Genomic DNA, 6,151 nt, shown 5'->3' with positions numbered 1-6,151 from the left:
CGGTTCGCTGATCGGGGACTCGTGCAGCACGAGGTCGAACGCGCGGCGCCCGCACCGCAGCAGCAGCAGGGCCCCCGGCCCGCCGGGCCGCGTCCCGGCCCGCGTCAGCAGCCGCAGCAGCCCCAGCAGCAGCAGCCCGCGGCGGCCCAGCAGGGCCCGTCCGTGGTTCCGCCGCGCCCCCAGTCGCCCAAGCCGCAGGGCCCCAGGCCCCCGCGTCCGGGCAACAACCCGTTCGGCGTCGGCGGCGGCGCACCCGCGCCGCGCCCGCAGGGCCCGCGCCCGCAGTCGCCCGGTGGCGGCGAGCGCCCGTCCGGCCCCAAGCCGGGCGACCCGCGTCCGGCGAGTCCCCGTCCGGGTGATTCCCGTCCGGCCGGTCCCCGTCCGGGTGGTTCCGCCGGCTCCGGCGGCCCGCGCCCGAACCCCGGCAACATGCCGCCGCGGCCGAACCCGGGCATGATGCCCGGTCGCCCGGCCGGTCCCCGCCCGGGTGGCGGTGGCGGTCGCCCCGGCGGCGGCCCCGGTGGCGGTGGCCGTGGTCCCGGTGGCGGCGGCGGTCGTCCCGGTGGCGGTCCCGGTGGCGGCGGCGGTGGCTTCCGCGGCGGTCCCGGTGGTGGCGGCGGCGGTGGCGGTGGCGGCTTCCGCCCCGGTGGTGGCGGTGGCGGTGGCGGCGGTTTCCGCCCCGGTGGCGGTGGCGGTGGCGCCCCGGCCGGTGGTGGCGGCGGTGGCTTCCGCGGTCGTCCCGGTGGCGGTGGCCCCGGTGGTCGTGGTGGCGCCGCGGGCGCCTTCGGCCGCCCCGGTGGTCCCGCGCGCCGCGGTCGCAAGTCCAAGCGCCAGAAGCGCCAGGAGTACATGGACAACATGCAGGCGCCGTCGGTTGGTGGCGTCCGCCTGCCCAAGGGCGGCGGCGAGACCATCCGCCTGCCCCGCGGCGCCTCGCTGACCGACTTCGCCGACAAGATCAACGCCAACCCGGCCTCGCTGGTGCAGGTGCTGTTCCACCTCGGCGAGATGGTCACCGCGACGCAGTCGGTGTCCGACGAGATCCTGGAGCTGCTCGGCTCCGAGATGAACTACGTCGTGCAGGTCGTGTCCCCCGAGGAGGAGGACCGCGAGCTGCTCGGCACGTTCGACATCACCTACGGCGAGGACGCGGGCGACGAGGAGGACCTCCAGATCCGCCCGCCGGTCGTCACCGTCATGGGTCACGTCGACCACGGCAAGACGCGACTGCTCGACACGATCCGCACGGCGAAGGTGGCCGAGGGCGAGGCCGGTGGCATCACCCAGCACATCGGCGCCTACCAGGTGAACACGGAGCTCGAGGGCAACGAGCGCCTGATCACCTTCATCGACACCCCGGGCCACGAGGCGTTCACCGCCATGCGTGCCCGCGGTGCGAACTCGACCGACATCGCGGTCATCGTGGTGGCGGCCGACGACGGCGTGATGCCTCAGACGGTGGAGGCGATCAACCACGCCCAGGCGGCCAACGCGCCGATCGTGGTCGCGGTCAACAAGATCGACAAGGAGGGGGCCAACCCCGCCAAGATCCGCCAGCAGCTCACCGAGTACGGGCTGGTCGCCGAGGAGTACGGCGGCGACACGATGTTCGTGGACATCTCGGCGAAGCAGGGCATCAACATCGACGGCCTGCTGGAGGCGATCCTGCTGACCGCCGACGCCTCGCTGGACCTCCGGGCCAACCCGGACATGGAGGCCCAGGGTGTCGCGATCGAGGCGCACCTGGACCGCGGTCGCGGTCCGGTCGCCACGGTGCTGGTGCAGCGCGGTTCGCTCCGCGTGGGTGACTCGATCGTCGCCGGTGACGCCTACGGCCGCGTCCGCCGCATGGTGGACGAGCACGGCGCGGACATCACGGTCGCGACCCCGTCGCGCCCGGTGCAGGTCATCGGCCTCACCTCGGTGCCCGGCGCCGGCGACAGCTTCCTGGTCGTCGACGAGGACCGCGTCGCCCGGCAGATCGCCGAGCGCCGCCAGGCCCGTACCAGGAACGCGCTCAACGCGGCCCGCCGCAAGCGCGTCAGCCTGGAGGACCTGGACGCCGCGCTGAAGGAGACCAGCCAGCTCACGCTGATCATCAAGGGTGACAACTCGGGCACCGTCGAGGCCCTGGAAGACGCCCTGATGAAGATCGAGGTCGGCGACGACGTCGAGCTGCGGGTCATCCACCGGGGCGTCGGTGGCATCACCGAGGGCGACATCAACCTCGCCGTCGCCGGTTCCGCGATCGTCCTGGGCTTCAACGTCCGGGCCGAGGGCAAGGCGACCGAGCTGGCGAACCGCGAGGGCGTGGACGTCCGCTACTACACGGTGATCTACCAGGCGATCGACGAGATCGAGCAGGCCCTCAAGGGCATGCTCAAGCCGGAGTACGAGGAGGTCCAGCTGGGCCGCGCGGAGATCCGCGAGGTCTTCAAGTCCTCCAAGGTCGGCACGATCGCCGGTTGTATCGTGCTGTCGGGCGAGATCCGCCGCAACGCGCGGGCCCGCCTGCTGCGCGACAACAACGTCGTGCAGGAGAACCTGCCGGTCAGCTCGCTCAAGCGGTTCAAGGACGACGCGACCGAGGTCCGCGAGGGCTACGAGTGCGGTCTGACGCTCGGCAACTACGCCGACCTCAAGGTCGGCGACGTCATCGAGACGTTCGAGATGCGCGAGAAGCCGCGCGCCTGATCGTCTTCAGGTAGTGGTGCGGGGCCGTCCCGGTGGGCGGCCCCGCCCCCTGAGCAGCCAATGGTGATCATCAGCCTTGTTCGTCGGTGCCCTTGAGCTGGACGTGCTGCTCGGTGACGTCCACTCGCTCAAGCAGAAGCGGTCCGTGGTGAAGCCCGTGGTGGCGGAGCTGCGGCGCAAGTTCGAGGTGTCCGTGGCCGAGGCGGGCCACCTGGACCTCCACCGCCGCGCGTTGATCGGAGTGGCGGTCGTCGCGGCGGACGCCGAGCATGTCAGGGACGTCCTGGTCGCCTGTGAGCGACTCGTGGCCGGACGCCCCGAACTGGAGCTGCTCTCCGCCCGCCACAGGTTGGTCGGGCCGGAGGACGAGTAGGAAGAGGAGGGGAGCGCCGTGGCCGACCAGGCACGGGCTCGCAAGCTGTCCAAGCGGATCTCGCAAATCGTGGCCTCCGCCCTGGAGCACGAGGTGAAGGACCCGAGGCTGGCCCGGGTGACCATCACCGACACCAGGGTGACCGGTGACCTGCACGACGCGACGGTGTACTACACCGTCCTCGGGGAGAAGCTGGACGCCGAACCCGACCTCGCGGGCGCGGCGGCGGCGCTGGAGAAGGCCAAGGGCGTGCTGCGCACCATGGTCGGCCAGCAGACCGGGGTGCGGTTCACGCCGACCCTGACGTTCGTGACCGACACCGTGCCCGACGAGGCGCGGCGGATGGACGAGCTGCTGGCGCGGGCGCGGGAGGCGGACGCCGAGGTGGCGCGCATCGCGTCGAAGGCCGAACCCGCGGGCGAGGCCGACCCGTACAAGCCGCCGCGCGAGGACGAGGACGCGGACTAGCGTTCCGGGTGTGTCCAACGACCTGAGCGCTCCCGCCGCCGACCTGGCCGCCGACCTGTCGGCGGCCGTTCGCGTGCTGTCCACCGCCACCGATGTCACGCTGCTGGCGCACGTGAACCCCGACGCGGACGCGTTGGGCAGCGCGCTGGCCCTGGGGCTGGTCCTGCACCGGCGCGGGGTCGTGGTGCGGGTGTCGTTCGGCGCGCCGGACGAGGTGCCGGAGACGTTGCGGGAGCTGGACGTGGCCGGGTTGCTGGTGCCGGCGGCCGAGGTGCCCGCCGCGCCGCCCGTGCTGGTGGCGCTGGACGCGGGCAGCGTCGGTCGGCTCGGGCCGCTGGGCGACCGGGTGTCCACCGCCGGTGTGGTGGTGGTGCTGGACCACCACGTGTCGAACCCGCGGTTCGGGCACGTGAACGTGGTGGACGACCGGGCCGAGGCGACGGCGTTGGTCGTGCTGCGGCTGCTGGACGAACTGGGCGTGGAGCTGGACGAGCCGGTGGCCCGGTGCATCTACGCGGGCCTGGTGACCGACACCCGCTCGTTCCGGCACGCCTCGGCGGCCACGCACGAGGTGGCCGCCCGCCTGCTGGCGGCCGGGGTGGACGCGGAGGCCGTCGCGCGTCCCCTGATGGATTCTCACCCGTTCGGGTACCTGGCGATGCTGGCCAGGGTGCTGGACCGGGCATGCCTGGAGCGCGACGTCGCCGGTGGCCTGGGCTTGGTGCACGCGGTGGTGACCCTGGAGGACGCCGCCGGCCTGCGCCCGGAGGAGGTGGAGAGCGTGGTCGACCTGGTGCGCACCACGGCCGAGGCCGAGGTGGCGGCCGTCCTGAAGGAGCTGCGCCCCTCCCACTGGTCGGTCTCCCTGCGCGCCGTCTCCCGCGTCGACGTGAGCCGGGTGGCCCGCCTCCTCGGCGGCGGCGGCCACCGCCTGGCCGCCGGCTTCACCGCCACCGGCACGGCCGACGAGGTCCTGACCAACCTGCGCACCACCCTGAACCACCCCCACTAACCCGCGAGTCGTACGTCCAGACCTTGCGAGTCGTACGTCCAGGACCCCCGAATTCAGTGTTCGGGTACCCAGATGTGAGGGTTTCTTGGGTTTCTCGGGCCTGTCGGCTGTCCTGAGTGCTGAACTCGGGGGTCCTGGAGGTACGACACGGTGGGCCTGAACGTACGACTCGCGCGGTCTGGACGTACGACACGCCGGGTCTGAACGTACGACTCGCGGGGGGTAAGTGGTGGAGAGGGTGCCGGCTCGGCGGGTGGTCGGGTTGGCGGCGCCGGCGCTGGTGGTGCTGGCGGCGGAGCCGCTGTACGTGTTGGTGGACACGGCGGTGGTGGGGCACTACGGGGCGGTGGCGCTGGCCGGGCTGGCGCTGGGCGGCGTGCTGTTCACGCAGGTGGCCACCCAGCTGACGTTCCTGTCCTACGGGACCACGGCTCGGGCCGCCCGGTTGTTCGGGGCCGGCCGGCGTCGGGAGGCCGTCGAGGAGGGGGTGCAGGCCACCTGGCTCGCGCTGGCGGTGGGCGCGCTGGTGATCGTGCTCGGCCAGGTGCTGGCGGGGCCGGCGGCGCGGCTGCTGGCGGGGCCCGGCGAGGTGGCCGACAACGCGGTGGCCTGGCTGCGCATCGCCCTGTTCGGCGCGCCGTTCGTGCTGGTCACGATGGCCGGCAACGGGTGGATGCGCGGTGTGCAGGACACCACCCGGCCGCTGCGCTACGTGCTGGTGGGCAACGGGATCTCGGCGGTGCTGTGCCCGCTCCTGGTGCACGTCGTGGGGTGGGGGCTGGAGGGTTCGGCGGTCGCCAACGTGGTCGCGCAGGTGCTGTCGGCGGGCCTGTTCGGCAGGGCGCTGCGGGCCGAGGGCGTGGGGCTGGCGCCGGACTGGCCGCGGATGCGGGCGCAGCTGGGGCTGGGGCGCGACCTGGTGCTGCGCAGCCTGGCGTTCCAGGCGTGCTTCCTGTCGGCCGCGTCGGTGGCGGCTCGGACGTCGATCGGCGCGGTCGGCGCGCACCAGGTCGTGCTCCAGCTGTGGACGTTCCTGGCGCTCCTGCTGGACTCGCTGGCCATCGCCGCCCAGTCGATCGTCGGCGCGGCGCTGGGCGCGGGCAGGCGCGAGCAGGCCCGCCGGTTCGCCTGGCAGGTCACCGGCTACGGCCTGGTCTTCGGGGTCTTCCTCGGGGCCGTCTTCGCGGCGCTGTCCGGGCCGCTGCCGCTGGTGTTCACCACCGACCGGGCCGTGCTCGACGAGATCCCGCACGCCTGGTGGTTCTTCGTCGCGCTCCAACCGGTCGCCGGGGTGGTGTTCGCCCTGGACGGCGTGCTGCTGGGTGCGGGCGACGCGAGGTTCCTGCGCACCGCGACGCTGGCGGCGGCCGGGATCGGCTTCCTGCCGCTGATCTGGGCGTCGCACGCGCTCGGCTGGGGCCTGGTCGGCATCTGGAGCGGGTTGACGGCGTTCATGTTCCTGCGCCTGGTGCTGCTGTTGGCGCGGACGCGGTCGGGGGAGTGGGCCCGGGTGGGGGCCGGGCCGTGAACGAGGCGCCGGTGACCAGGAGGGCGCCGGTGTGGTGAGCGGCACGGCGCGGAATTGTTAACAATAGGCAAGTGTT

Annotated in this window: 5 protein-coding genes; all 5 read left to right on the top strand. The window is 73.2% G+C overall.

Translation table 11 applies throughout. The features are described from left to right. Positions 1-2,694, top strand: a 2,694-nt coding sequence (infB, locus tag ACFP3R_RS24865) for a translation initiation factor IF-2 (RefSeq protein WP_380638801.1), incomplete at its 5' end; no start/stop codon positions are given. 76 nt (positions 2,695-2,770) lie between these two features. Further along, positions 2,771-3,067 (top strand): DUF503 domain-containing protein, encoded by a 297-nt coding sequence (locus tag ACFP3R_RS24860; protein ID WP_380638800.1) that lies wholly within the window; start codon positions 2,771-2,773, stop codon positions 3,065-3,067. Positions 3,068-3,085: 18 nt separating this feature from the next. Beyond that, positions 3,086-3,535, top strand: a complete 450-nt coding sequence (gene rbfA / locus ACFP3R_RS24855) for a 30S ribosome-binding factor RbfA (RefSeq protein WP_380638799.1) — start codon at positions 3,086-3,088, stop codon at positions 3,533-3,535. A 10-nt stretch (positions 3,536-3,545) separates the two neighbouring features. Beyond that, positions 3,546-4,547, top strand: a complete 1,002-nt coding sequence (locus ACFP3R_RS24850) for a DHH family phosphoesterase (RefSeq protein WP_380638798.1) — start codon at positions 3,546-3,548, stop codon at positions 4,545-4,547. Positions 4,548-4,776: 229 nt separating this feature from the next. After that, positions 4,777-6,075 (top strand): MATE family efflux transporter, encoded by a 1,299-nt coding sequence (locus ACFP3R_RS24845; protein ID WP_380638797.1) that lies wholly within the window; start codon positions 4,777-4,779, stop codon positions 6,073-6,075. Positions 6,076-6,151: the final 76 nt, after the last annotated feature.

It is taken from the genome of Saccharothrix lopnurensis (genome assembly GCF_042658445.1).
GTDB classification, from domain to species: domain Bacteria; phylum Actinomycetota; class Actinomycetes; order Mycobacteriales; family Pseudonocardiaceae; genus Actinosynnema; species Actinosynnema lopnurensis.
This window is presented reverse-complemented; position numbering and strand designations above follow the sequence as displayed.